The following is a 25,549-nucleotide window of genomic DNA, read 5'->3' on the forward strand; positions in this document are numbered from 1 at the left end:
CTCAGTCCGCCCGGGGGGTGTCGATGACGATGCGCCCGTCCGTGAGGCGGCTCTTGTCGCCCGGTGCCGGCGAGGGCGCCGGCACCTCCACCTGGGCCTGCCAATCGGCATGCGCCTCCTCGGCGCTCGGACGCCAGACCGCGTCCATCCCGCCGCCCAATCCGGCCATGCCCCCGCCGCCCGCGAGCTGACGCCTGCGGTGGTCGCGCTTGATGGCCGGCGCGAAGGCGATCAGCACGACGACCGCGACCAGCGCGGCGACGAGGAGAGACCAGGCCCACACATCCACACCGATATTCTCGCATTCCGCTCCGCACAGCGCCTGCGAGGGTGAGGCCGACCACGTTGTAGGCTCGATTCGCGCCGTTTCGACAGTGCACGGGGCGGTGGCCAAGCTGGTCAAGGCAGCGGGCTCATAACCCGACGATCGTGGGTTCAAGTCCCACCCGCCCCACGGAATCACATCCTTGTGATTCGCCAGACCCTGGGCGATAATTGGCCCCAGCACAATCGAACACACGCCGGATCGCTCTGTCAGGTCGTTGGGGAAGACGCACCTAATGAAACGGAGAGACCATGGCGACACCACAGGCGCGTGGAGTGATCTACATTCACTCCGCGCCACGCGCGTTGTGCCCCCACCTGGAGTGGGCGGTCGGCCGCGCGCTGGGCCGCGCAGTGAACTTCGACTGGATCGACCAGCCGGTGCTGAGCGGCAGTCGTCGCGCCGAGTTCTACTGGGAGGCCCCGGCCGGAACCGGCGCAGCTCTCGCCACCGCGATCCGCGGCTGGGAGCACCTCCGCTTCGAAGTGAGCGAAGACCCGACGCCGCGCAGCGACGGCGGCCGGTGGATGCACACCCCGGGTCTCGGCATCCATTACGCGCAGACCGACACCGCGGGCAACATCGTGGTCGGCGAGGATCGGGTGCGCTACGCCCTCGAGGTCGCCGCCGGTGACGCGTTCGAGCTCCAGCGCGAGCTCGAGGTCGCGCTCGGCTCGGCCTGGGACCAGGAGCTCGAGCCGTTCCGGCATGCAAGCGACGAGGCACCGGTCGTCTGGCTTCACAAGGTCGGCTGACCGGATGCCGCGGCCGCGACATCCGATAACTCCATACTTGGGCGGCACGAGGCGCCATTACCGAATCTCGGAGAGTTAATTCCCGGGCGTCGGGACCGCGAATCGTCCGCCTGACACGACAGACGCCCCGGTCGGTCCCTGAGCTTGTCGAAGGGTCCCGGGGCGTCTTCGTGTGCGTCGACCGACTAGCGGCCGGTGGGTGTCAGATGGAGCGGAACGCGACGACGGCGTTGTGGCCGCCGAAGCCGAACGAGTTGCTGATCGCGAGCTGCGGGCCTCCGCCGAGCGGGATCGGCGAGCCCGAGATGCGCAGCGGGATGTTCGGATCCTGCGTCGAGAGGTTGATCGTCGGGGCAGCCTGACGCTCCTTGAGCGCGAGGAGCGTGAAGATCGCCTCGAGCGCGCCGGTGCCGCCGAGAAGATGACCGGTCGAGGCCTTCGTGGCCGAGACGGGGATCTCGTGGATGCGGTCTCCGAACACCGAGCGCAGCGCCTTGTACTCGGCGATGTCGCCGGTCGGCGTCGACGTCGCGTGCGCGTTGATGTGCGTCACGTCGTCTGGTGTCGCATCGGCCTGCTCGAGCGCCTGACGCACGGCGCGGGACGCGCCGAGGCCCTCGGGCTCGGGAGCGGTGATGTGGTACGAATCGGCGGTGACGCCGCCGCCCACGATCTCGCCGTAGATCTTCGCCCCACGGGCCTTGGCGTGCTCCTCGGTCTCGAGCACGAGGCACGCGGCGCCCTCGCCCATGACGAAGCCGTCACGATCGATGCTGTACGGGCGCGAGGCCGTCTCGGGGGAGTCGTTGCGCTTGGAGAGGGCCTGCATCGCGGCGAACGCGGCGATGGCGAGCGGGTGGATGGTGGCCTCGCATCCGCCGGTGATCACGACATCGGCGCGGCCCATCTGGAGGGTCTCGAACGCGTTGACGAGCGACTCGGTGCTCGAGGCGCACGCGGACGCCACAGTCCGCGCGTACGCGCGGGCGTTAAGGTGCATCGAGATCGCCGCGGCCGGCGCATTCGGCATGAGCATGGGGATGCTCATCGGCATGATGCGACGAGGGCCCTTCTCCTTGAGGACGTCCCAGCCGTTCAGCGTCGTCTGCAGGCCGCCGATGCCGGTGGCGAAGTCGACGGCGAGCCGCAAGGGGTCGACGTCGGGGGCGCCGGCGTCCTCCCAGGCCTCCTTCGCCGCCACGAGGGCGAACTGGGCGGAAGGATCGAGGCGATTCGCCACCGGGCGCTCCAGCACGGTGTTCGGCTGAACGACGGCCTCCGCGGCGAAGTGGACCGGAAGCTGGTACTTCTCGACCCAGTCGTATTCGAGCGCGTGGGTGCCCGAAACGCCCTGCAGCAATGCCGACCAGGTCTCGGGGGCGGTCCCACCGATAGGGGTGGTCGCGCCGATGCCGGTCACGACGATGCGCGGTTTGCTCATGTGATGGAGTCCTTGAGTGTTGCCGGTGGGGGCTCAGCGCCCCCACCGGGACAGCTGTTACGCCTGGTTCGACGAGATGTAGGTGACGGCATCGCCGACGGTCTTGAGGTTCTTGACCTCGTCGTCGGGAATCGTGACGCCGAACTTCTCCTCGGCGTTGACGACGATCGTCATCATCGAGATCGAGTCGATGTCGAGGTCGTCCGTGAAGGACTTCTCGAGCGCTACCTCGTCTGCCGAGATGCCCGTCTCATCGGTGACGAGCTCGGCGAGTCCTGCGAGGACCTCGTCGGTGCTGAATGCCATGGTTTTCTCCTGTTCTTCGGGGTTTTCACGCCCGGGGCGGGCCGTGTTCAAGTTTAGGGTTGCGCCGTGCGGCGTCAGGGAAGAACGACGACCTGCGCGCCGAACACCAGTCCGGCGCCGAAGCCGATCTGCAGGGCCAGTCCGCCGCTCAGCTCCGGGTGCTCCTCGAGCAGGCGATGCGCCGCGAGCGGGATCGATGCCGCCGAGGTGTTTCCGGTGGTCTCGATGTCGCGAGCGATGAGCACCGTCTCGGGAAGGTGCAGCTGCTTGGCGAATTCGTCGATGATCCGCATGTTCGCCTGGTGCGGAATGAAGGCGGCGAGATCGGATGCCTCGACCCCGGCGGCCTCGAGCGCCTGTCGGGCGACCTTCACCATCTCCCACACCGCCCAGCGGAACACCGTCGGCCCTTCTTGTCGAAGGGTCGGCCACGGCGCCTCACCGTCGCGGAACTGCGTCAGCGTCGCATCCATCCCGACGGCGTCGGCCTTCGATCCGTCCGAGCCCCACACGGTGGGGCCGATGCCGACGGTGTCGCTCGGGCCGATCACGACGGCGCCGGCGCCATCGCCGAGAAGGAACGAGATGCTCCGGTCGGTCGGGTCGACGATGTCGCTGAGCTTCTCCGCGCCGATGACGACGGCGTAGTGGGCCGCGCCACCGCGGATCAGCGCATCCGCCTGTGCGACGCCATAGGCGAAGCCGGCGCAGGCGGCGTTCAGATCGTACGCGGCCGCGGGGTTCGCACCGACTCGGTCCGCGACGATGGCGGCGACCGACGGGGACTGCTTCGGGTTGCTGATCGTGGCGACCAGCACCGCATCGATGAGGGCAGGGTCGACGCCGGAGCGTGCGATCGCCTCGGCTGCGGCATCCGTCGCGAGCTCGATCGCGGTCGTCTCCTTGTTCGCGCGCACACGCGTGATGATTCCGGTGCGCTTGCGGATCCACTCGTCGCTGGAGTCGATCGGGCCGACGAGATCGTCGTTGGGGACGTAGTTCTCGCCGCGGGCGGCGCCGTACGAATAGATCCGGGTGTGCGCAGGCCCCGTGGGCTGCACGAGCGCGGGAGTCATGCTGTTCCTCCGGTCAGAAGTGCCCCGGCGGCGACGAGGTCGTCCGGGGTCTTGACGGCGACCGCAGGCACACCGCGCAGGGCGCGCTTTGCGAGACCGACGAGTGTTCCGGCAGGGGCGAGTTCGATGATGCCGCTGACGCCCGCCTCGGCGAACGCGGCCATGCACAGATCCCAGCGCACCGGCGAGGCCACCTGCTCCACGAGCAGATCGCGGTAAGCGGCTCCGCTGGAGACCGTGGAGCCGTCGCTGTTGGTCCAGATCCGCCGCGCCGGGTCGTGGGGCTCGACCGCAGCGGCCGCCTGCCGCAGCGTCTCGACCGCCGGGGCCATGAAGTCGGTGTGGAAGGCGCCCGCCACCGCGAGCGGGATGACGCGCGTGCCGGGCGACGGCTCGGCCGCCAGTGCCTGCAGCGCGCCGAGCGCTCCGGCTGCGACGAGCTGGCCGCCGCCGTTGTAGTTCGCGGGGGTGAGTCCGAGCTGCTCGAGACGAGCGATCACGGTGGCCTGGTCGCCGCCGATCACGGCACTCATGCCGGACTCCTGCGCGCCGGCCGCCTCGGCCATCGCGCGGCCGCGGAGACCGACGAGGCGCAGGGCGTCCTCTTCGGAGAGGATGCCGGCGGCCGCGGCGGCGGCGAACTCGCCGACCGAGTGCCCGGCCACCCCGACGATGCTCTCGCGGTCCTCGAGCGCGTTCCAGGAGAGCAGGCTCGCTGCCACGATGAGCGGCTGGGCGACCTGGGTGTCACGGATGCGGTCGGCGTCCCACTCGGTGCCGGCGGCGACGAGGTCGACCCCGGCCCAGTCCGAGTACTGCTGCAGCCGCTGCGCGGCGCCCTCGCGTTCGAGCCACGGTGCGAGGAACCCGGGGGACTGAGAGCCCTGCCCGGGGAACACAGCGATGATCACCATTCCATCCTCCCAATGATCTGAGAGCGTCCTCTGGCGATGAGCGCACAGAAATCGCGCAATCCTTTGTGTGAGTCGGACACATTCATCCGTTTCCGCGGCGTCCGGCCGACGGCCGGCGTCGAGTGGACTCGGTGCCGATCGAGCCGAGGATGAGCGCGGTCTGCAGGATGAGGGCCTCGCGGGGGCCCGTCGCATCCCACCCGATTACCTCGGAGACCCGCTTGAGGCGGTATCGCACGGTGTTCGGATGCACGAAGAGCTCGCGCGCCGTCGCCTCGAGCGAGCGCCCGTTGTCGAGGTAGCTCCACAGCGTCGCGACGAGGTCTGCGCTATGAGCCTGCAGGGGCCGGTAGATGCGCTCCACGAGCGTCTGCTTCGCGAGCGGATCGCCGGCCAGCGCGCGCTCCGGGAGCAGATCGTCGGCCTCCACCGGTCGGGGAGCGTTGCGCCACCCCTTCGCCACCGCGAATCCGGCCAGCGCGGCGCGGGCGCTCTGGCTCGCCTCGACGAGTGCCGGCACGGGCGGGCCGAGCACGAGGTGGCCGCTGCCGAATCCGGGCTCGAGGCGCTTCGCGATCTCGGGGAAGGGGAGCTCGGAGGGCAGCTCTTCGCTGCGGGCGAGAAGTTCGGCACGGCCGATCACGAGGACGAGCCGCGAGCCCTGGACGCCGATCAGCACGTCGACGCCGAGCTTGCGCGCCGTGCGGCGCAGCTGATCGACGTCGAACTGCGGTGGCGTCGTGCCGACGAGCACCGACACCTCGCCATGACCGTGCCAGCCGAGCGCCGCGATCCGGCTCGGGAGCTCCTCGTCGGCTTCTCCGGTGAGGATCGAGTCCACCACGAGCGCTTCCAGCCGGGCATCCCAGAGGCCGCGCGTCTCGGCGGCGCGCGCGTACACATCGGCGGCCGCAAAGGCGACTTCCCGCGAATACAGCAGGATCGCCTCGCGGACGTGCTCGCCCTTGCTCGCCACCCGCTCCTCGGTCACTTCGACCGTCGCGCGGATCAGCTGGAGCGTCTGCTGCAGGCTGACGCTGCGCAGCAGTTCACGCGGGGCAGCGGCGAAGATGTCGGCGGCGATCCACGGTGTCGACTTGGGGTCGTCGTACCACTGGATGAACGCGGCGATGCCGGCCTGCGCCACGAGCCCGACGGCCGAGCGTCGCGCGGGCGGCATGTCGGAATACCACGGGAGCGTGTCGTCGAGGCGCTTGATCGTCGCCGTCGCGAGGTCTCCCGAGATCCTTCGCAGCCATGCGAGAGTCTCGGATTTGTCCATCGGAGTGGAGGTGACCGGCATCCTCCGCGTCAGCTCTCGCCGCCCGCGTTTCCGCTGGTGCCGGCGGACACGTCGTGCAGGCGGTAGCGGTCGATCGCCTGTGCCGCGAGTCCTCGGTCGACGACGCCGTCCTCGGCCAGGGCCTGGAGCGTCCGGACGACGACGGAGGGACCATCGATCTTGAAGAAGCGACGCGCGGCCGCCCGGGTGTCCGAGAAGCCGAAGCCCTCGGCGCCGAGCGTCGCGAACCGGTTCGGCACCCACGGGCGGATCTGGTCCTGCACGGCGTGCATGAAGTCGCTCACGGCGACGACCGGGCCCGCGGCATCCCGAAGCTTGTCGGTGATGTAGGCGGTGCGCGGCTCTTCCTGCGGGTGCAGGAAGTTGTGCTCGTCGACGGCGAGGCCGTCGCGGCGCAGCTCGGTCCAGGAGGTCACCGACCAGACATCGGCCTGCACACCCCAGTCGTCGCGCAGCAGCTTCTGCGCCTCGAGCGCCCACAGCACGCCGACGCCGGACGCCAGGAGCTGGGCACGCGGGCCGTCGCCCTCCGGAGCGGAGATGCGGTGGATGCCGCGCACGATGCCCTCGACGTCGACACCCTCGGGCTCGGCGGGCATCACGAGCGGCTCGTTGTAGACCGTGATGTAGTACATGACGTTCGGATCGGGGTGGTTGCCGCCGTACATGCGGTCGAGGCCCGACCGGACGATGTGCGCGATCTCGTAGCCGTATGCGGGGTCGTACGAGACCGTCGCGGGGTTCGTCGATGCGAGCAGGTGCGAGTGGCCGTCGGCGTGCTGCAGGCCCTCACCGGTCAGCGTCGTGCGTCCGGCGGTCGCGCCGACGATGAAGCCGCGCGCCATCTGGTCGCCGGCGGCCCACTGGGCGTCGCCGGTGCGCTGGAAGCCGAACATCGAATAGAACACGTAGACCGGGATGAGCGGCTCGCCGTGCGTCGAGTAGGCCGTGCCGGCTGCGGTGAACGCCGCGACGGCACCGGCCTCGTTGATGCCGACGTGGATGATCTGACCCTGCGGGCTCTCCTTGTAGGCGAGGAGCAGCTCGCGGTCGACCGACGTGTAGTTCTGGCCGTTGGGGTTGTAGATCTTGGCCGTCGGGAAGTACGCGTCCATGCCGAACGTGCGCGCCTCGTCCGGGATGATCGGCACGATGCGGTGGCCGAAGTCCTTGGCCCGCAGCAGATCCTTGAGCAGCCGGACGAACGCCATCGTCGTGGCGATCTCCTGGGTGCCGGACCCCTTCTTCGGGAGGGCGTACGCCTCATCGCCGGGGAGCGTGATCGGCACGTGGTGCGAGCGACGCTCCGGGAGGAACCCGCCGAGGGCACGGCGGCGCTCCACCATGTACTGGATCGTCTCGTCTTCCATGCCGGGGTGGTAGTAGGGCGGGGCGTAGGGGTTAGCCTCGAGCTGCGCGTCGCTGACCGGCACGCGCATGGAGTCGCGGAAGTGCTTGAGGTCGTCGAGCGTCATCTTCTTCATCTGGTGTGTCGCGTTGCGGCCCTCGAAGTGATGACCGAGGCCGTATCCCTTGATGGTCTTGGCGAGGATGACCGTGGGCTGGCCCTTGTGCTCCGCGGCATTCTTGTAGGCGGCGTACACCTTCTGGTAGTCCAGGCCGCCACGGCGCAGGTCGCCCCAGATCTGGTCGTCCGTGTAGTCCTTGACCAGGTTCGCGGTGCGCTCGTCGCGGGCGAAGAAGTGATCGCGGATGTACTTGCCGTCCTCCGCGCGGAACGTCTGGAAGTCGCCGTCCGGGGTGGTGTTCATCAGGTGCACGAGTGCGCCGTCGGTGTCCCTGGCGAGGAGCTCGTCCCAGCCACGACCCCAGACGACCTTGATGACATTCCAGCCGGCGCCGCGGAAGAAGCTCTCCAGCTCCTGGATGATCTTGCCGTTTCCGCGGACCGGGCCGTCGAGGCGCTGCAGGTTGCAGTTGACGATGAACGTGAGGTTGTCGAGGCCTTCGTTCGCGGCGACCTGCAGCTGGCCGCGGCTCTCCACCTCGTCCATCTCGCCGTCGCCGAGGAAGGCCCAGACGTGCGAGTCGGACACGTCCTTGATTCCGCGGTTCGTCAGGTACTTGTTCGACATCGCCTGGTAGATGGCGTTGATCGGGCCGAGCCCCATCGAGACGGTGGGGAACTGCCAGTACTCCGGCAGAAGCCGGGGGTGCGGGTAGGACGGGATGCCGAGCGGTGCCTTGGACTTCTCCTGGCGGAAGCCGTCGAGCTGGTCGCTGCTCAGGCGTCCCTCGAGGTAGGAGCGGGCGTAGATTCCGGGGGATGCGTGGCCCTGGACGAAGATCTGGTCGCCGCCCGACGGGTCGTCGAGGCCGCGGAAGAAGTGGTTGAAGCCGACTTCGTACAGCGAGGCGGATGACGCGTACGTCGAGATGTGGCCGCCGACCCCGATCCCGGGGCGCTGCGCACGGTGCACCGTGATCGCGGCGTTCCACCGGATCCAGCGGCGGTAGCGGCGCTCGATCTCCTCGTCACCGGGGAATTCCGGCTCGTTCTCCGGCGCGATGGTGTTGATGTAGTCCGTGGTCGGAACCTGGGGGACATTCAGCTGCAGCTCGTGGGAGGTCTGCAGCAGGCTCAGCATGATCTCGCGCCCGCGCCCGGACCCCTTTGCCTGAACGAGCTGCTGGAGGGACTCCTGCCACTCCGCGGTCTCTTCAGGGTCGCTGTCGAGTGGGCCCTGAGAATACGGATCCTGATCGTTGACAGTCACGGGGGACCTTTCGTCATCTGGCAGATCGTGCCAGGCATTCGGCTGCATGGTGTGGTCGGCTTTGTTCGCCATCAACAACACACCGCGCATAAGCCTACCCATGTCGGCGCACACGGGCCGGTGCCTCCGACCAGCCGGTCCCGCCTCGTAGACTGGGCGGGCCAGGGCCTCTAGCTCAGCTGGCAGAGCGCCACGTTTACACCGTGGATGTCGTCGGTTCGATCCCGGCGGGGCCCACGTGAACGCAACCCCCGCCGACCAGCGTCGCCTCCTCGAGGTCGCCGAGCTCGATGCCCGCATCCGCACCGCGGATGCGGCGCGCCGCAACCCGCCCCAGGCGGCGCGGGTGAACGAGCTCCTCGCTCGCCGGCAGCAGCTGTCGCCAGAGCTCTCCACCCGCCTGGGCGCCAGGGACGATCTGCGCCGCGAGCTGGCGCGCATCGAATCGGACGTCGAGATGGTCGACGCTCGCCGCACCAGAGACGCCGAGCGGCTGGCCACGTCGAGCAACACAAAGGAAGTGCAGGGGCTCGAGAGTGAGCTCGCCTCTCTCGCACGCCGCAAGAGCGACCTGGAGGATGCCGAGCTCGATCTCATGGACCGGCTCGAGCAGGCCGACGCCGCCGTGGCCGAGCAGGAGGCGCTTATCGCGGAGAACAACGACGAGGGTGCGCGGCTCAGCGCCGAGGGCAAGCGGGTTGTCGCGGAGGCCACCGCCGCCCACGACCAGGCTGCGCGCGATCGCGCCGCGGTGTCGGCGACCCTCCCGCCAGCGCTCCTCGCGCTGTACGACCGCGCGGCGGTCCGCAGCTCCGGAGCGGCCCTGCTGCGCCGCGGCACCTGCGAGGGCTGCAACATGGTGCTCGCCGGCACCGATCTGCAGGCGATCCGCCAGGCGGCGGACGATGCGATCCTCAACTGCCCGGAGTGCGGGTCGATCCTGGTCCGCACGGAGGAATCCGGCCTGTGAGCCGACGGTTCATCGTCGAGGCCGATGGCGGCTCTCGGGGAAACCCCGGCATCGCCGCCGGCGGCGCGGTGGTGCTCGACGAGGGCAGTGGCGAGCTCCTCGTCGAGGTCGGCACCTTCATGGGCATCGCCACGAACAACGTCGCCGAGTACAGCGGTCTGATCGCGGGGCTGGAAGCCGCCTTCGCGCGCGACCCCGAGGCATCCGTCCGCGTGCGCATGGATTCAAAGCTCGTGGTCGAGCAGCTGTCCGGCCGCTGGAAGATCAAGCACCCGGATATGCAGGTGCTCGCCCACCGCGCGCAGGGCGTCATCGCGGACCGCGAAGTCACGCTCGAGTGGATCCCGCGCGTGGAGAACGCGCGCGCCGACGCGGCCGCGAACGAATCGATGGATCGGTGCGAGAGCTTCCTGCGGGAGCACGATGGCGGAACGGCCTGAGCCCGCGACCTGGATCGCCCTCGGCCGCGCGGGCGGCGACGTCCTCGCCGCTGAGCTGGATGCCGACGGCGCCGAAAGGACGCGCACGCGAATTGCAGGGGCCGATCTCATCGCCTGGGTCGCGTCGCGCGAGGCAGGAAACGCCGCGCGATGGGTCTGGAACGACACGCCGAGCTGGTACCCCGACCTGCTCGCAGGAGGTGTGCGGGTCGAGCGCTGCCACGACCTGCGGCTCTGCCACGCGATCCTGAGGGATTCCGCGCTCGCCGGCGCCGCGGAGTTGCTGCGGAATGCGACGGAGTGGGATGCCGCGACCTCATCGCTCCCGGCGCGTGCGCCCGCATTGTTCGAACTGGACGACACATCGCTGCCCGACGGACCCCCGGTGGACCTGGACCGCGCGCTCCTCGAATTCGCGCGGCAGCGCGAAGCTCTGGCGTCCGCGGTAGAGCCGGTCCGGCTGCGGCTGCTGCTGGCGGCGGAATCCGCCGGAGCCCTCGTGGCCGAGGAGCTCCGCGCCGCCGGGCTGCCCTGGGATATCGCCGAGCACGATCGGCTGCTCGCCGACGTCCTCGGTGAGCGCCCCGATCCGGGCCGCCTGCCCGCCAAGCTCGAAGCGTCGGCGCAGCGCGTCCGCGAGGCCCTGGGGGATCCCACGGCGAGCCTGGACTCGCAGCCGAAGCTGCTGCGTTCGCTGCACCGGGTCGGAATCCTGGTCGAATCCACCAGCCGATGGGAGCTCGCCGAGCAGACCCACCCGGTGATCGAGCCGCTGCTCGAGTACAAGAAACTGTCCCGCCTGCTCTCGGCGAACGGGTGGAACTGGCTCGACGAGTGGATCGATCGGGGCAGGTTTCGTCCCGTCTACGTGCCGGCGGGGGTCATCACCGGCCGCTGGGCCTCGTCCGGCGGGGGCGCGCTCCAGCTGCCCCGGCAGCTGCGCACCGCGGTCCGCTCCGATCCGGGCTGGCGCCTCGTGGTCGCCGACGTGGCACAGCTCGAGCCGCGCGTGCTCGCCGCCATGGCGCGCGACGAGGCGCTCGCCGCGGCCGCGCGCGGCCGCGATCTGTACACCGGCATCGTGGACACCGGGGCGGTAGCCACCCGCGCCGAGGCGAAGATCGCGATGCTCGGCGCCATGTACGGGTCGACGACAGGCGACAGCGGGCGCCTCGTGCCTCGGCTCCGCCGCACCTTCCCGCGCGCGATGGCGATGGTCGACGACGCAGCCCGGATCGGCGAGGCGGGCGGGATCGTCACGACCTGGCTCGGGCGCAGCTCCCCGCCCCCCGATCTGCTCTGGCACGCCGCGCAGGCGCACGCGAGCGAGCCAGGCGCCTCGGGCGCCGATGAAGCGCGAGCCCGCCGGCGGGCGGGGGATCGCGGCCGGTTCACCCGCAACTTCATCGTCCAGGGCACGGCGGCGGAATGGGCGCTGGCATGGCTCGCCGACCTGCGCCTTCGGCTGGCGGCACTTCCGCCTGTTTCGCAGACGGATGCCGCGCCCCAGTCTGGCGCAGCGTTCGAGCGGTCGCCGCACCTGGCGTTCTTCCTCCACGACGAGATCATCGTGCACACGCCCGCCGCGTTCGCCGAACAGGTGGCCGCCGAGGTGCGCGCCTCCGCGGCATCCGCCGGTCGCCTGCTGTTCGGCGGCTTCCCGATCGACTTCCCGCTCGATCTGCGCATCGCGGAGTCGGCCGACAAGGTCTGACGCGCACCGCATCGTCAGGTGCGGCGGCTAGACTCGGCCCGCGAATGGGTCGGCTGGACGGCCGCGTGGCGGGGTTTCCCGCACCGAGGAACGTCCGGGCTCCATAGGGCAGGGCGGTGGGTAACACCCACCCGGAGTGATCCGCGAGACAGTGCCACAGAGAACAGACCGCCGCATCTTCGGATGCGGTAAGGGTGAAACGGCGGTGTAAGAGACCACCGGGGTCGCGGCGACGCGACTCGCAAGGTAAACCTCGCCCGGAGCAAGGCCAGACAGGGGATGATGACGCGGCCCGCCGAGTCCCCGGGTAGGCCGCTGGAGCGGCACGGCAACGTGTCGCCGAGATAGATGACCGTCGAAGGGGCTTTCGCCCCGGAACAGAACCCGGCGTACAGGCCGGCCCATTCGCCTTAGTACCTCTGACCTGGGATTTCTCTTCGGGACACCCGCTCCAGGACACGAGTGGGACACAGGACGGTCAGCGCACCGCGCCCAGGGCACCGCGCGATCCGCCAGCGAGCACGCTGTCCACGGCGTCCCGCGTGCGGTCCTCCGCGTCGTGCCACAGGTGCGAGTAGGTGTCCAGCGTCTCCGCGGCGCTCGCGTGACCGAGCCGGGCCTGCACCGTCCTGACGCTCTCGCCGTACCGGATCAGCAAGCTCGCGTAGTAGTGCCGCAGTGCATGCTGGTCCGCGCCTGCAGCGGGGCCGTGAAGCATGGGTCCCTTCGCGGCGCCGCACTCTCACCGCCCGTCCCGGCTCGTCCGAGGCGGGCGGTGTGCCGTCTGAGTGACAATCATTTCTCTAGCTACAGATGGGCCACTGATGCCAGGCTGTCGCCAATGAACCTCGCAGCCAAGATCACCTGGGGCTTGTCAGCCCTCACCGTCGTCGGACTAGCCGCGCTCGCGGCCCCGGCTGTCGCATCCACCGTCCAGGCAGTCACGCCGGTCGTCGAGACAGCTGCCGCCGCTGCAGTCGAGCCCGACCCCGAGCCGAAGACCGACCCGGTCGGCGAGAAGATGCTCGAAGAGCTGGGCGACGGCTACGTGTACGTCGGGAACGGGACTGCGATCCCGAAGAACAGTCCTGCCGGATGCGAGAACCCGGCCTGGCTTCACGAGTATCCGATGGGCGCGGGCCTTCACGGGGAGCTGGTGGACCGGGGCGCACGCGACCTCGCCGCGGGGACCGTGGGCCTGGACGACGAGGGCAGGGTCAAGACCTACACCGTCGCGCCCGGCGATGCGCTGTTCGCGATCGGTGACCGGTTCTGCATCGCGAACGCGCTGCAGATCGCGACGCTCAACCACACGCGGACGATCCAGCCCGGCGAAGTCCTGCTGCTGCACCCTGACAGCTCCATCCCGTGGATTCCGTACTTCAACCCGCACGACGCGCCTGCCGGTTACCAGCAGATCCCGTACCAGAACGCGATCGAAGCGATGAGCACCGCAGCCGCTGCGGGCGACGTCGACTCCATGCGCGCGATCTTCGAGGACCGCCTGTCGAGCCTGTTCCCGAACCCGGCCGACGCTGACGTGATCGCGAAGGCGCTCGACGCGGGCGACCTCGACGTTCTGCGCCAGATGTTCGCGTAACAGTCGCGAGGCTCTGACCAGGACACGAGTAGGACACAAGAAGTCACGCCAAGCCCCAAACGGCCAGCAATCGCCACGAGTTCGACGGGTGAGAAATAAGGCTCTGACCAGGGGATAACACACGAATCCCTCAACGACCCGCAACGGCCCGACACGCCGTGAGTTATACCCGGCGTACAGGCCGGCCCATTCGCTTATCTCCACGTGACCTGCCAGTTGGCCTCGAGTCGGTCGCCCTGAGTAGGTTGTCGATGATGAATCGCACAGCCAAGATCACGACCGGGGTAACCGTGGCCATTGTCGCCGTGGGGCTTGTCGCCCTCGCCGCTCCCATCGTCGTCCCGTTCCTGCCTGACCGCGTGCAGGTCGCGCTGGCCGGCACCGTCGAGCCGATAGATACCGTCCCCGGTACCGTGGACGACCTGTTCCGCGCGAACGGCCTCGGCGAGCACGAGGTGCTCGACTCCCACGTTTCGCACGCCGACGTCGAAGCGCTCTACGTCGCCTCCGCGAAGATCTGGCCGTGGACCCTCCCGACCGGCTTCATGTTCCCCGGCCGCCGCGGGGTCGCTGACACCCCCGGTCCCCATAACCGGGCGATGGGCCTGCAGGCCGCGTTCTCGAAATGGGCGATCGCGTCGCTCGACGAGGTGCGCTCCGGCGACCTCGGCGCTGCCGCCGGGGCGGACCGACTCAACGAGGTCGAGGCCGCGTACCGCGTCCTGTTCGACGCGGGCGTGCTCGGCGACAGCCACTTCATCGAGAACGCCGTCGACCCGCTGCGGACCGGCGACTAGGTGGTTCCCGCCGAGCAGCAGCTCGGTGTGGTCAGCCGAGCGCGAGGGCGGCAGCCCCGATGATGCCCGCGTTGTTGCGATGCACCGCGGGAACGATCGGAGTCCGCAGGTCAAGCAGCGGCAGGAACTGGTCGGCGTGCTTGGACACGCCGCCGCCCACGATGAACAGGTCGGGGCTGAACAGGAACTCGACGTGGCTGTAATACCACTGCAGACGTGCCGCCCACTCCTCCCAGCTCAGGTTCTCGCGTTCCATCGCCGAGTACGCGGCGAACGCCTCCGCGTCGGTCTCGGCACCGGCGCGCTGCAGGTGACCGAGCTCGGTATTCGGCACCAGCACGCCGTTGTAGAGCATCGCGGAGCCGATGCCGGTGCCCAGCGTGGTCAGGATCGTGAGCCCGTCGCGTCCGGCCGCCGCGCCGTAGCGCAGTTCGGCGACACCGGCCACGTCGGCGTCGTTCGCGAAGTGGATGTCGCGTCCGAGCCCCTTCGCGAAGAACTTCTCGGCTTTGAACCCGATCCAGTCCTTCGAGACGTTGGCCGCGGAGAGCGTGCGACCGCCCTTGACGATCGCGGGGAACGCGACCCCGAGCGGGACGTCGTGGTCGTCTGCGACGCCGAGCGCCTCCAGAACGGTGCGAACGGCCTCCAGGACGTCGCTCGGCTGCGCGCCGACGGGAGTCGGAACCTTGACCCGGTCGCTGGCGAGCACGCCGCCGACCAGGTCCACGATGCCGGCTTTGATGCCCGTGCCGCCGATGTCCACTCCGACTGCACGTTTCGCCTTGGAAGCCATGCCCTCAGCCTATCCAGCGGCACGCGGCCGGTCGGTAGGATCGAACGAGGATCGAAGGGGGCAGCAGTGTCGAGCGACAGCGAGAAGTACTGGTACAACCTGACGACGGGCAAGGTCGAGTTCGGATTCGTATCTCCGGCGGTCGATCGAGCGGGCCCGTTCGAGACGGCCGAGGAGGCTGCGAATGCTCCCTCGATCCTTCGCGAGCGCTCGCGGGCATGGGCGGAAGCCGATGCACGCGAGGATGACTGGGGGAGTTCCCCGCGCCCGGACGACGACGTCGACGGCGAAGACTGACCAGGCCGACTGGGCCCGGAGAGGATGCGATGGACAAGCAGCGTGACTTCGTACTGCGAACGATCGAGGAGCGGGGGGTCAAGTTCATCCGGCTCTGGTTCACCGACGTCGTCGGAACGCTGAAGTCTGTCGCGATCGCGCCGGCCGAGGTCGAGGGGGCTTTCAGCGAAGGCCTCGGCTTCGACGGGTCGGCGATCGAAGGACTCACCCGGTCATACGAGTCCGATCTGCTGGCCCACCCCGACCCGACGACGTTCCAGATCCTGCCCTGGCGGGGCGAGATCGACCCGACGGCGCGGATGTTCTGCGACATCACCACCCCGGACGAGCAGCCGGCGGTGGCGGACCCGCGGCACGTGCTCAAGCGCGCCCTCGCCAAGGCCGCCGACTCCGGGTTCACGTTCTACACGCACCCCGAGATCGAGTTCTATCTCCTCAAGTCGTCGTCGTTCGGCGCGGACGGTCCTGAGCCGGTGGATTCCGCCGGCTACTTCGACAACGTGCCAGGCGGCACCGCCCACGACTTCCGCAGGCGCTCGGTGCGCATGCTCGAGGATCTCGGCATCTCGGTCGAGTTCAGCCACCACGAGGGTGGTCCCGGCCAGAACGAGATCGACCTGCGCTACGCAGACGCCCTCGCGACCGCCGACAACATCATGACGTTCCGCACCGTCATCAAGGAGGTGGCGATCGAGCAGGGCGTCTATGCGACCTTCATGCCGAAGCCGCTGAGCGGCAAGCCCGGCAGCGGCATGCACACGCACATGTCGCTGTTCGAGGGCGACATGAACGCGTTCTACGAGGAGGGCGCGCAGTACCAGCTCTCCAAGGTCGGCCGTCAGTTCATCGCCGGACTGCTGCGGCACGCGAACGAGATCTCCGCGGTCACCAATCAGTTCGTGAACTCGTACAAGCGGCTCTGGGGCGGCGACGAAGCCCCGAGCTTCATCACGTGGGGTCATAACAACCGCTCGGCGCTGGTGCGAGTACCGCTCTACAAGCCCAGCAAGGGCCAGAGCTCGCGCGTCGAGTATCGCGCGCTCGACTCGGCTGCCAACCCGTACCTCGCCTACGCGCTTATGCTCGCGGCCGGACTCAAGGGCATCGAGGAGGGCTACGACCTTCCGCCCGAGGCCGAGGACAACGTCTGGTCGCTCACTGATTCGGAGCGGCGCGCGCTCGGCTACGCGCCGCTGCCCGCGAGTCTCGACCACGCCCTCGAGTACATGGAGGAGTCGGAGCTCGTCGCCGAGACGCTGGGGGAGCAGGTCTTCAACTACGTCCTGCTCAACAAGCGCAAGGAGTGGCAGGAGTATCGCACGCAGGTGACGCCCTTCGAGCTGAAGAGCAATCTCGAGATGCTCTGACCGGGCGCCCCATGGTGTCCTCGAACGAGCGCACGTCCGCCCTGACCGGGCTCGCCCGGATCGGCTTCAGCCAACTGGCGGATGCCGAGTCCGGCCTGGGCGAGCTCCAGGAGGCACTCGGGCTGCCTCGGGAGGCGTTCACGTCGGAGGCGGCCTCCGCAGCAGACCCGGATGCCGCCTTGACCGCCCTCGTCAGGATCGTGCGGCGGGACCCCGCTCCCGTCCGAGCTCTGCAGCGCGACCCGCAGGGGTGGCACGCCCTCTGGGCGCTGCTCGGGGCGTCGACGGGATTCGCAGACTTCTACCTGCGTCACCCGGATGAACTCGCGCATCTCGAAGGCGCCGGCCGAGCCCTTCCCGCCCCGGAAGAGCTGCGTGTCGGCCTCTTGGACTCGGTCGGAGCCGTGGACGGCTTCGCGGAGGAGGCCGGCGAAGCGGCGTGGGTCGCCCTGCGCACCCGCTACCGACGCCTGCTCGCGCGCATCGCCGCCTACGATCTGCTGAGCGCGGACCCGGTCGAGGAGGTCCCCGCGGTGGCGGCGATGCTCGCGGATGCCGCGGGCGCGGCCCTCGAGGCATCGCTGAGCGTGGCACGCACCCGCGTCAGCGGGGGAGCGGGCGGCGCGCTGTTCCCGCGGGAGCAGGTCGCACGGACCCAGCTCGCGGTAATCGGGATGGGCAAGACCGGTGCTCGCGAACTCAACTACGTGAGCGACGTCGATGTCATCTTCGTCGCGGGCGGCGACCCTGAACTCATCGATGAGATCGGCGAGAGCCGCGTCGTCGACATCGCGACCCGGCTCGCCGTGCAGCTGATGCGGGGAATCTCGTCCGTGGAGATCGAGCCGCCGCTCTGGGAGGTCGATGCCAACCTCCGACCGGAAGGCAAGCAGGGCGCGCTCGTGCGAACTCTCGCGTCGCACCTGTCGTATTACGACCGCTGGGCCAAGAGCTGGGAGTTCCAGGCGCTGCTGAAGGCCCGCCCGATCGCCGGAGACCTGGAGCTCGGCGAGGCGTACGTGGCCGCGGTCCAGCCCAAGATCTGGACGAGCGCGGCGCGGGAGAACTTCGTCGACAGCGTGCAGCGCATGCGCGAGCGGGTCACCGAGCACATTCCCGCCGGCGAGGTCGCCTACCAGATCAAGCTCGGCCCCGGCGGCATCCGTGACATCGAGTTCACCGTGCAGCTCCTTCAACTCGTCCACGGGCTGACAGATGACCAGATCCGCCAGCGTGGCACCCTCTCAGCGCTGGACGCCCTCGTCGCGGAAGGCTACATCGGCCGACCCGAGGCCGCCGCGTTCGCCCGCCATTACCGCGCCCTGAGGCTCCTCGAGCATCGGATGCAGCTGCGAAATCTGCGACGCACCCACCTGATGCCCTCCCGACCGGAGGAGCTGAGGACCCTTGCCCGCAGCACCCGGCTGGCCGACACCGGTGAGGCGCTGTGGGAGGTCTGGGAGTCGATCAAGCGCGAGGTCCGCGACATCCATGTCCGCCTCTTCTATCGCCCGCTCCTCTCGGCGGTCGCGGCGCTGCCTGCCGAGGAGCGTGCGCTCTCGCCCGGGCAGGCGCATGATCGGCTCGCCGCGATCGGGTTCGCCGACCCGGCTGGCGCCCTGCGCCACATCGCGTCGCTCACGAGCGGCCTGAGCCGCAAGGCGGCCATCCAGCGCCACCTGATGCCGGTCATGATCCGCTGGTTCGCGGACGGCGTCGACCCGGACTACGGGCTGCTTGCTTTCCGGCGCATCAGCGAGCGACTGGGCAGCACTCCGTGGTTCCTGCGGATGCTGCGGGACTCATCGGCGGGCGCGGAGAGTTTGACCCGCGTGCTGTCGGGGTCTCGCTACGTCGGCGAGCTCATGGAGTGGACCCCCGAGTCGGCCGCGTGGCTCGACGATGACGAGCTGCTGACACCGCGCTCCGGGCACGCGCTCCAGGAGGAGGCACGTGCCATCCAGACGCGCCATGCCACGATCGCGGACGCGATGCGCTCCGTGCGGGCGCTGCGGCGACGCGAACTCCTCCGCACCGCGATGGCCGCGCTGCTGGGCACGGTCAGCATCGAGCAGGTGGCGGAGTCGCTCACCACGATCACAGATGTCACGATCCAGGCGACGCTTCGGGCCGTGCGCCGCGAGGTGGTGCCCCCGGAAGATGCCGCGCTGGACTTCGCGGTCATCGCGATGGGCCGATTCGGCGGTCGGGAACTCGGCTTCGGCTCCGACGCCGATGTCCTCTACGTCTATCGGGCCAATGGCATCGAGCCGCAGCACGCCAACGAACTCGCCAACAAGATCGTGGCTGGCCTGCGCAAGCACTCCGAGGATCACCGCGTCCCGCTCGATCTTGACGCCGACCTGCGACCGGAGGGACGCAACGGCCCGATCGTGCGATCCCTCGACTCGTACGCGGAGTACTACGGCCGCTGGTCGCTGTCCTGGGAGGCGCAAGCGCTGCTGCGGGCGCGGGGTGTCGCGGGCAGCGTCAAACTGCTTCGGGCGTTCACCGAGCTCGCCGACCGGGTGCGGTATCCGGCGGCAGCAGACCCGCAGGGCGTGCGCGAGATCAAGCGAATCAAAGCCCGCGTCGAGAACGAGCGCCTTCCGCAGGGAGCGGACCCCGCGCGCCACCTGAAGCTCGGACCGGGCTCGCTCAGCGACGTCGAGTGGCTCGTGCAGCTGCTGCAGCTGCAGCACGCGCATGCCGTTCCCGCCATGCGCACGACCTCGACGATGACCGCGCTTCGTGCTGCGCAGGACGCCGGCCTCATTCCCGAGTCGGCCGGTGCTCGACTGGCGGCTGCGTGGCGCCTGGCCAGCCGGCTCAGGTCCGCCAATACCCTTCTGTCGGGGCAGACCAGCGACATCCTTCCCACCGACCGCCGCCGGCTCGATGGGATCGGCCGGCTCCTCGAGTACCCGCCGCGCTCGGCATCGCAGGTCGAGGAGGACTATCTCGGCGCGACGCGGCGGGCCCGCCGCGTGTTCGAGAAGCTCTTCTACGGGTGACTGTCGTCCCCCGCCGCAGACCACAGCGTGCGGACCAGTGCCTCCGGATCCGCCGCGGCGATGATGACCGAAAGCCATTCCCGGTCACCGTCGAGCACCTCGACCGAAGGATGCCGGTCGAGGTGCTCCTCGAACCGACCTCTGACGGGGTGGTGGGCGCCTTCCTCGTCGAAGACGAGCATGAACGACGAGCCCTCGCGCTGGACCGACGGCGGCGGCCACGTCAGGAGTTCCTCGGACGGCGGCTCTGACGGCTCATCGTCCGCGGCTGCGGCCACCGGAACGAGCTGAGGATGCTGTCCCGATACCCATGCGCGCATATCGTCGGACAGGCGCGGCCAGCGCGCCGTGAGATCGTCGAGCGCCTCTCGGGCAACGGGGTGGTCGCGGTATCGGATCAGAAGGTTCACGATGGCGCTGCCCCGGGGTGGCGATTGCGACATCCCGTGCCGAAGCCGGAGCAGCATGGCGAGGTGGGAGGCCGCATCAGGGAGGTCCTCCTCAGTGCCGCACTCACCCATGACAGTCTCGGCCATCTGCCGCAGCGGCGCGGAGTTCGACTCCAGAAACCGGCGCCACACCGGCCGTGCGTCGCCTGGCCAGTGGCGCGCGAGCAGGGCGAGGCCCGCCGCCCGAGTGTTCGCGTCGTCCGAGGAGATTGCGGCCTCAGAGGTGGCGCGCACCCGTGCCGTCGGCGCCGCGTTGCCGAGCGCCCGCAGCGCGGTGAGCGCTGCGTCGCCGCCGCGATCGGCCAGGTTGCACAGTGCGGCGGCGACGACGGCATCCAGGTGAGCTGGCAGCAGCGCAGTCAGCGCCGCGGCGCGCTCGGCGACGACGCCGCGGCGACCAAGCGCCGCCGCAATGCTCTCTGCCGGCACGTCGATCACGAGGCCGCCCAGGCGCGCCAGCTGCACGCGTTCGGCTGCGGCACCCACCAGCTTTTCGGCGACGCGATCGTCGCTGGAGATGGCCTCGTCGATCAGTCGCACCTCGGCGCCCGGTGTGTTGAAGGCGACGCACCGCACAGCGAACCACCACGCCGCGGCATCCGTGTCTCGAGTCGCCTGTGCCGTCCCCGCAGCGGCGAGACATCGGTCGAGGAGCGTCGGTCCAGCCAGACGCTCGACTCGGCGCCGATAGGGTCCCGTGTTGCCGTGGACGGCCCAGTCGTGGACGATACTGCGGAGCGCCCCGTCGGTGATCTCCGTGACGATGTCCGCCAACTCCAGGTCGGCGACCGCGATGCCCGCCTGATCCAGGACGTTCAGCGGGCGAAGGACGGCAGCGTCTCCGGGTTGGAATGTGGAGGCTATCCGCAGCAGTCGCGCGTCCGGGTGGACGGTCAGCTCCGTCCCCAGGCGCTCGGCCAGCACCTCACATGCCTGCGCTTCCTGGCCCGGATCGGCGAGAGCGAGGGAGAAGCGCCGCGGGGCGTTGGCGCCGATCTCTCGGAGCACCACCGGCAGGGCGGACTGCCGACCCGCCGGCCGGTCCTGTCTGTGGAACGGCCACATGCGGCCATGTTATCGACCGCGGTGAACGAAAGAAGGGCCCCGGTCGCCCGGGGCCCTTCTCCAGCGCGACGTATTACACGCCGAAGTACAGCTCGTATTCGAACGGGTGCGGGCGGGCCGCGATCGGCTTGATCTCGTTCTCGATCTTGTACTCGATCCACGTCTCGATGAGCTCGGGCGTGAAGACGCCGCCTTCGAGGAGGAAGGCGTGGTCGGCCGCGAGGGCGTCGAGCGAGTCGAGCAGCGAGTTCGGAACCTGCGGGATGTTCTTCGCCTCCTCGGGGGGAAGCTCGTAGAGGTCCTTGTCGACCGGCTCGTGCGGCTCGATGCGGTTCTTGATGCCGTCGAGACCGGCCATGAGCTGCGCCGCGAATGCGAGGTACGGGTTGCCCGAGGCATCCGGCGCGCGGAACTCGAGGCGCTTCGCCTTGGGGTTCGAGCCCGTGATCGGGATGCGGATGGCTGCCGAGCGGTTTCCGGCCGAGTAGACCAGGTTCACCGGCGCCTCATACCCCTTGACCAGGCGCTTGTACGAGTTGATCGTCGGGTTGGTGAACGCGAGCACCGCGGGAGCGTGCGCCAGCAGGCCGCCGATGTACCAGCGGGCGACGTCCGAGAGGCCGCCGTAGCCCTTCTCGTCGTAGAAGAGGGGCTTGCCGTCGAGCCACAGCGACTGGTGCACGTGCATGCCGGAGCCGTTGTCGCCGAACAGCGGCTTGGGCATGAAGGTCGCGACCTTGCCCCACTGCTCGGCAGTGTTCTTGACGATGTACTTGAACTTCAGGATGTCGTCGGCCGCGTGCAGCATCGTGTCGAAGCGGTAGTTGATCTCCTGCTGACCGCCCGTGCCCACCTCGTGGTGCGAGCGCTCGAGGATGAAGCCCGCCTCGATGAGGTTGAGCGTGATGTCGTCGCGGAGATCGGCCGTCTTGTCGACGGGGCTGACCGGGAAGTAGCCGCCCTTGAAGGGGGTCTTGTTCGCCAGGTTGCCGCCTTCTTCGACGCGACCGCTGTTCCAGGCGCCTTCTTCGGAGTCGACGAAGTAGAAGCTCGAGTTCTGCTTCACTTCGAAACGCACGTCGTCGAAGATGTAGAACTCCGCCTCGGGAGCGAAGAACGCAGTGTCGGCGATGCCGGTCGACGCGAGGTACTTCTCGGCCTTCTTGGCGACCTGACGCGGGTCCTTGTGGTAGATCTCGCCGTTGCGCGGGTTGTAGATGTCGAAGATCATGACGAGCGTCTTCGCCTCGCGGAACTGATCCAGGTACGCGGTCGACACGTCGGGGATGAGCTGCATGTCCGACTCGTGGATGTTCGCAAAGCCTCGGATCGAGGAGCCGTCGAACAGCTGGCCGACGGTGAAGAACTCCTCATCGACGGTCGAGGCGGGAATGTTGAAGTGCTGCTGAACACCAGGAAGATCCGTGAAGCGGATGTCGAGGAACTTGACGTCCTCGTCCTTGATGAACTTCAGCACCTCGGATGAATCTTTGAACATTAAGGCTCCAGAGGTAGGGCTTCGGGCAGTGCCGCCCGCCGTGGCGGTCTTGATGACCGTACCGAAAGGGCGTGTCCCGACAGTATCTCCCATGTTTCCGGGATGTTACTTGTGCGCGGATAGGCTGGTGCGGTGCCCGGAACCCAGCCAGAAAACGACTATGCGGGGCAGCGCCTCGGCCTCGCGCCCGCGGGTTCGGGCAGCATCGCGAAGCTCGGCCGCCGCGCCGCGGCGCTGGCGATCGACTGGGCCTGCGCCGTCCTGATCTCGATCGCGTTCTTCGACTACGATCCGCTCGCGACGACTGTCGTGTTCGCCATCGTGCAGATCCTCTTCATCCCCACGCTGGGCGGCAGCCCGGGACACCGGATCATGCGCCTGCGCGTCATCCGTCTCGGCGGCGGCTGGACCGGTCTGTGGCGGCCGATCGTGCGCACCGCACTGCTCGTGCTCGTGATCCCCGCCGTCATCTGGGACGCCGACAACCGTGGGCTGCACGACAAGGCCGCGGGCACGGTGCTGATCCGCGCCTGACCGGCCCGCGGGTCAGCGGGGTCGCGGCGCGCGTGCCTTCGTGGGATCGATGCCCTTGGGGATCGGCAGCGACGCCAGCGACTGCGACACGGAGTCGACCCGCTTGATGACCGCCGACTGGGTCGTCTTGTCGATCTTCTTCGGCAGCGCCTTGATGGTCGGGGCGAGCTTCGCGATCGTCACGTCGCCCTCGCCATGACCGATGTAGATGACCGTCACGGGCACGCCGGAGGCAACCCGCTGCACCTTCGAGCGCTCGTCGTTCACGAGGCGCGTCAAGCGCCCGCGGGCGCCTTCCGCGACGATCACGACCCCGCCTCGACCGACGACGCGGTACACGGCGTCCTGGGTCTTCGGGTTGACGCCCACCGGAGTGTCGTTCGCGGACCAGTTGCGCCCGAGCGAAGTCGAGAGGATGTGACCGGCTGCGCCGGGCATCCCGTCGATCTGCTTGTACATCGCCGAGGTCGACAGCCGGGTCATCGTCATGAGGGAGATGAGGATGCCGAGCATGACGCCGGTGATTCCCCAGATCGTGACGCTCCACCACGCGACGGGCGGGATCAGCAGACCCACGGCAACGCCGGCACCGATGCTGAGCACCAGGATTCCCGCGAGCAGCCAGGGGAGCCAGCGGTACGCCTTCTGCGTGTACGTGTAAAGGGTGCGCAGCTGACGGAAGAAGTTCGGTCGCTTCTCGGGTGCGTTGGTGCGGGCGGACATGCCTCCAGGATACCTTTCGGGCGGCTCCGCCCGTTCCTCCCCAGTGAGCGGGATCGCGGTTCCGTGCGCGGATGAGAAACCAGGGCGGTGCGCGGACTGCTCGCTTGCGACACTCGGCGGGTGTCGATCGAATCCCCCCTCGCGAGCTCCTACCGGATCCTCCGCTCCGTGGCGGCGCCCGCCGACTCGCCGTGGCCCGGCGTCCTCGCGAGTGCACCGGGCGCCGGCAGCGTCCTCCTCGTCGACGCGGAGCTGCTCCCTGACGATTGGCCGGGTTGGAGGGCGGCCCGCGATGGACACGTGCTCGGTCCGGCGGACATCGTCCGACGTGCGGACGGTCACGACGTAGCCCTGCCGGTCTGCACGGAGCGGCTCAGCGATTTCCTCATGCGCCGTGCGGCGACCCCGCTCAGCGCCGGTGAACGGCTCACGCTCGCGGTGAGCGTCGCGCGCGGCGCGCACGAGCTCGCCGCCGGCGGCGCGGATGCCGATTGCCCTGGGACGTGGTGGCTCACCGAGGGCGGTCAGCCCATGCTCGCTGCGCACGAAGGTGGGGAGTCGGCCGTACGCGGGTCGTCTGGCGTCCTCAGCGCCCTCCTCGATGGGGCGGGGAGGATGGCGGAGCCGATCGAGGAGCTCATCGCCGCGCTGACCGATCCCGCGCTGCTCGCCCACACGCTGCCGCGCATAGAGGAGCGGCTGTTCGGCTTGGCCGATCCCGAGCCGCTCGCCACGGCCGTCCTCGCGCCGCGCAGGGTTCGCGACCTCGACGGCCGCACACAAGATCTCCGTCCGGCGACGCCCGGCCACGCCGAGCGCACGGGGCTCGGGCAGACCCTCGCACGGCACATCGATGCGGACTTCGCCGACCTGCTTTCCCGCGTGACCACCGGACTGTGGCGCCGCGTGCAGTCTGCGCCGACGGGGCGGAGCAGACGACCGATCATCGTCTCGCTGTGCATCGCCGCTGCCGTCCTCGCGGCGGGGCTGATGTGGCCGGCGGGTGGCGAAGGACCGGCCACCGCCGAGGTGCCGGCCCATGCAGCGACGGATGCCGCGACCCTTGGCGCGACGGATGCCGCGACCCTTGGCGCGACGGAGACCCCGATCACGACGGCGCCTGCGCCGCTGGATCTTGCGGCCGTCACGTCCGACCTGCTCGCGGAGCGCATCGCGTGCGCCGGAGACGACGCCTGCCTCGCGGGCATTCTGGAGGATCCGTCTGCGGTCACCGCTGCAGGGGCGATCGACCTCCCGACCGATCAGCGCACGGTGACGCTGCTGGACGACTTCGGCGGGGCCGCCGTGCTGCGCGTCGAACCGGTCACCGCGGGTCCGGTCGCGCAGCTCGTCCTGGTGATCCGCACAGATGGAAAATGGCTGCTCCGCGATGTGCACGACATCGCGGAGCAGCCATAGTCAGTTCG

At 69.2% G+C, this 25,549-nt stretch carries 23 protein-coding genes, 2 tRNA genes and 1 other RNA gene; 14 read left to right on the forward strand and 12 right to left on the reverse strand.

Annotation, left to right across the window (positions count from 1 at the left end; genetic code table 11):
- Position 1: 1 nt before the first annotated feature.
- On the reverse strand, positions 2-289 hold the full coding sequence (locus tag ACXJ3V_RS02040) for a hypothetical protein (RefSeq protein ID WP_457098584.1): 288 nt from the start codon (positions 287-289) through the stop codon (positions 2-4).
- A gap of 91 nt (positions 290-380) precedes the next feature.
- Here ACXJ3V_RS02040 and ACXJ3V_RS02045 point away from each other — a divergent pair.
- Both ACXJ3V_RS02045 and ACXJ3V_RS02050 read left to right on the forward strand, forming a co-directional pair.
- Positions 381-454: transfer RNA gene (locus tag ACXJ3V_RS02045), tRNA-Ile, on the forward strand.
- A 122-nt stretch (positions 455-576) separates the two neighbouring features.
- Positions 577-1,080 (forward strand): DUF3145 domain-containing protein, encoded by a 504-nt coding sequence (locus ACXJ3V_RS02050; RefSeq protein ID WP_457098585.1) that lies wholly within the window; start codon positions 577-579, stop codon positions 1,078-1,080.
- 202 nt (positions 1,081-1,282) lie between these two features.
- On the opposite strand, the gene ACXJ3V_RS02055 is transcribed toward ACXJ3V_RS02050, so the two are convergent.
- The 6 genes from ACXJ3V_RS02055 to aceE form a co-directional block, all read right to left on the reverse strand.
- The gene (locus tag ACXJ3V_RS02055; RefSeq protein WP_457098586.1) at positions 1,283-2,521 is read right to left on the reverse strand and encodes a beta-ketoacyl-[acyl-carrier-protein] synthase family protein; all 1,239 of its coding nucleotides are present in this window, start codon (positions 2,519-2,521) and stop codon (positions 1,283-1,285) included.
- Between the two features lie 57 nt (positions 2,522-2,578).
- The gene (locus ACXJ3V_RS02060; protein ID WP_457098587.1) at positions 2,579-2,827 is read right to left on the reverse strand and encodes an acyl carrier protein; all 249 of its coding nucleotides are present in this window, start codon (positions 2,825-2,827) and stop codon (positions 2,579-2,581) included.
- 74 nt (positions 2,828-2,901) lie between these two features.
- Entirely contained in the window at positions 2,902-3,903 is a 1,002-nt protein-coding gene (locus ACXJ3V_RS02065; RefSeq protein WP_457098588.1) for a beta-ketoacyl-ACP synthase III, read from the reverse strand.
- Positions 3,900-4,814 (reverse strand): ACP S-malonyltransferase, encoded by a 915-nt coding sequence (locus ACXJ3V_RS02070; RefSeq protein ID WP_457098589.1) that lies wholly within the window; start codon positions 4,812-4,814, stop codon positions 3,900-3,902. Before ACXJ3V_RS02070 ends, ACXJ3V_RS02065 begins: the two co-directional genes overlap by 4 nt.
- A gap of 85 nt (positions 4,815-4,899) precedes the next feature.
- A complete protein-coding gene (locus ACXJ3V_RS02075) occupies positions 4,900-6,120 on the reverse strand; it encodes a PucR family transcriptional regulator (protein WP_457098590.1) in 1,221 nt (406 codons plus the stop codon).
- 8 nt (positions 6,121-6,128) lie between these two features.
- Positions 6,129-8,858, reverse strand: a complete 2,730-nt coding sequence (aceE, locus tag ACXJ3V_RS02080) for a pyruvate dehydrogenase (acetyl-transferring), homodimeric type (RefSeq protein ID WP_457098591.1) — start codon at positions 8,856-8,858, stop codon at positions 6,129-6,131.
- A gap of 164 nt (positions 8,859-9,022) precedes the next feature.
- On the opposite strand from aceE, the gene ACXJ3V_RS02085 reads away from it, so the two are divergent.
- From ACXJ3V_RS02085 to rnpB, 5 genes are all read left to right on the forward strand, one after another.
- Positions 9,023-9,095, forward strand: a tRNA-Val gene (locus tag ACXJ3V_RS02085).
- A 1-nt stretch (position 9,096) separates the two neighbouring features.
- The gene (locus ACXJ3V_RS02090; RefSeq protein WP_457098592.1) at positions 9,097-9,828 is read left to right on the forward strand and encodes a zinc ribbon domain-containing protein; all 732 of its coding nucleotides are present in this window, start codon (positions 9,097-9,099) and stop codon (positions 9,826-9,828) included.
- Positions 9,825-10,268: a reverse transcriptase-like protein gene (locus ACXJ3V_RS02095; protein WP_457098593.1), complete on the forward strand. Its 444-nt coding sequence runs from the start codon at positions 9,825-9,827 to the stop codon at positions 10,266-10,268. Before ACXJ3V_RS02090 ends, ACXJ3V_RS02095 begins: the two co-directional genes overlap by 4 nt.
- The gene (locus ACXJ3V_RS02100; RefSeq protein ID WP_457098594.1) at positions 10,252-11,982 is read left to right on the forward strand and encodes a bifunctional 3'-5' exonuclease/DNA polymerase; all 1,731 of its coding nucleotides are present in this window, start codon (positions 10,252-10,254) and stop codon (positions 11,980-11,982) included. Before ACXJ3V_RS02095 ends, ACXJ3V_RS02100 begins: the two co-directional genes overlap by 17 nt.
- A gap of 45 nt (positions 11,983-12,027) precedes the next feature.
- Positions 12,028-12,390, forward strand: an RNA gene (gene rnpB / locus ACXJ3V_RS02105) — RNase P RNA component class A.
- 70 nt (positions 12,391-12,460) lie between these two features.
- On the opposite strand, the gene ACXJ3V_RS02110 is transcribed toward rnpB, so the two are convergent.
- Positions 12,461-12,700, reverse strand: a complete 240-nt coding sequence (locus ACXJ3V_RS02110) for a tyrosine-type recombinase/integrase (RefSeq protein ID WP_457098595.1) — start codon at positions 12,698-12,700, stop codon at positions 12,461-12,463.
- A gap of 123 nt (positions 12,701-12,823) precedes the next feature.
- Here ACXJ3V_RS02110 and ACXJ3V_RS02115 point away from each other — a divergent pair, with 123 nt between their 5' ends.
- Both ACXJ3V_RS02115 and ACXJ3V_RS02120 read left to right on the forward strand, forming a co-directional pair.
- Positions 12,824-13,582: a hypothetical protein gene (locus tag ACXJ3V_RS02115; protein WP_457098596.1), complete on the forward strand. Its 759-nt coding sequence runs from the start codon at positions 12,824-12,826 to the stop codon at positions 13,580-13,582.
- 254 nt (positions 13,583-13,836) lie between these two features.
- Positions 13,837-14,379, forward strand: coding sequence for a hypothetical protein (locus ACXJ3V_RS02120; RefSeq protein ID WP_457098597.1), 543 nt, complete (start codon positions 13,837-13,839; stop codon positions 14,377-14,379).
- Between the two features lie 31 nt (positions 14,380-14,410).
- On the opposite strand, the gene ppgK is transcribed toward ACXJ3V_RS02120, so the two are convergent.
- Positions 14,411-15,175, reverse strand: a complete 765-nt coding sequence (gene ppgK, locus ACXJ3V_RS02125; protein WP_457098598.1) for a polyphosphate--glucose phosphotransferase — start codon at positions 15,173-15,175, stop codon at positions 14,411-14,413.
- A gap of 66 nt (positions 15,176-15,241) precedes the next feature.
- Here ppgK and ACXJ3V_RS02130 point away from each other — a divergent pair, with 66 nt between their 5' ends.
- From ACXJ3V_RS02130 to ACXJ3V_RS02140, 3 genes are read left to right on the forward strand one after another with little or no spacing between them, the layout of a single operon-like run.
- Complete coding sequence (locus tag ACXJ3V_RS02130) at positions 15,242-15,472, forward strand: SPOR domain-containing protein (RefSeq protein ID WP_457098599.1); 231 nt, start codon at positions 15,242-15,244, stop codon at positions 15,470-15,472.
- Between the two features lie 29 nt (positions 15,473-15,501).
- Positions 15,502-16,839, forward strand: a complete 1,338-nt coding sequence (gene glnA / locus ACXJ3V_RS02135) for a type I glutamate--ammonia ligase (protein ID WP_457098600.1) — start codon at positions 15,502-15,504, stop codon at positions 16,837-16,839.
- Between the two features lie 11 nt (positions 16,840-16,850).
- Positions 16,851-19,853 (forward strand): bifunctional [glutamine synthetase] adenylyltransferase/[glutamine synthetase]-adenylyl-L-tyrosine phosphorylase, encoded by a 3,003-nt coding sequence (locus tag ACXJ3V_RS02140; RefSeq protein ID WP_457098601.1) that lies wholly within the window; start codon positions 16,851-16,853, stop codon positions 19,851-19,853.
- On the opposite strand, the gene ACXJ3V_RS02145 is transcribed toward ACXJ3V_RS02140, so the two are convergent.
- Entirely contained in the window at positions 19,844-21,367 is a 1,524-nt protein-coding gene (locus ACXJ3V_RS02145) for a hypothetical protein (protein WP_457098602.1), read from the reverse strand. The two genes, ACXJ3V_RS02140 and ACXJ3V_RS02145, sit on opposite strands and share 10 nt — an antisense overlap.
- 73 nt (positions 21,368-21,440) lie before the next feature.
- Positions 21,441-22,865, reverse strand: a complete 1,425-nt coding sequence (gene glnA, locus ACXJ3V_RS02150) for a type I glutamate--ammonia ligase (RefSeq protein WP_457098603.1) — start codon at positions 22,863-22,865, stop codon at positions 21,441-21,443.
- Positions 22,866-22,997: 132 nt separating this feature from the next.
- Between glnA (ACXJ3V_RS02150) and ACXJ3V_RS02155 the strand changes: the two genes are divergently transcribed.
- Positions 22,998-23,399 (forward strand): RDD family protein, encoded by a 402-nt coding sequence (locus ACXJ3V_RS02155; protein ID WP_457098604.1) that lies wholly within the window; start codon positions 22,998-23,000, stop codon positions 23,397-23,399.
- 12 nt (positions 23,400-23,411) lie between these two features.
- Here ACXJ3V_RS02155 and ACXJ3V_RS02160 read toward each other — a convergent pair whose 3' ends face one another.
- Positions 23,412-24,122 (reverse strand): DUF4191 family protein, encoded by a 711-nt coding sequence (locus ACXJ3V_RS02160; protein WP_457098605.1) that lies wholly within the window; start codon positions 24,120-24,122, stop codon positions 23,412-23,414.
- Between the two features lie 120 nt (positions 24,123-24,242).
- Here ACXJ3V_RS02160 and ACXJ3V_RS02165 point away from each other — a divergent pair, with 120 nt between their 5' ends.
- The gene (locus ACXJ3V_RS02165; RefSeq protein WP_457098606.1) at positions 24,243-25,541 is read left to right on the forward strand and encodes a hypothetical protein; all 1,299 of its coding nucleotides are present in this window, start codon (positions 24,243-24,245) and stop codon (positions 25,539-25,541) included.
- The last annotated feature ends 8 nt before the right edge of the window (positions 25,542-25,549 follow it).

Source organism: Microbacterium sp. P5_E9 (genome assembly GCF_054049175.1).